The sequence below is a fragment of the Pseudomonas yangonensis genome (assembly GCF_009932725.1).
Classification (GTDB): Bacteria; Pseudomonadota; Gammaproteobacteria; order Pseudomonadales; family Pseudomonadaceae; genus Aquipseudomonas; species Aquipseudomonas yangonensis.
Window position 1 is genome coordinate 1 of record NZ_BLJU01000172.1, and the last position, 266, is coordinate 266.

The following is a 266-nucleotide window of genomic DNA, read 5'->3' on the forward strand; positions in this document are numbered from 1 at the left end:
GGGCAGTGGCACTGGGTTTCGCCAGCCCGCTCGATACCCGCGTGGAAGGGTGCTTCGTACAGGACAGCCCACTCGACTGGCTGGCCCGCAACCGCAGCAAACCAGGGCGCGACAACCGCCTCGATACCTGGGTACTGCACGCCAGCAGCGCCTGGAGCCGACAGCATCTGGATTTGGCCAAGGAAGCCGTGCTCGAACAGTTGCCCGGGGCCTTTGCCGAGTTGATCGGTTGCGCTGTGCCGCCCCCTAGCTTCACCCTCGCCCAC

The 266-nt window shown here is 66.2% G+C and carries 1 pseudogene; it reads left to right on the forward strand.

Annotated elements, in window-relative coordinates:
- A pseudogene (locus tag GYB81_RS23965) lies at positions 1-266 on the forward strand (FAD-dependent oxidoreductase); the annotation flags it as partial.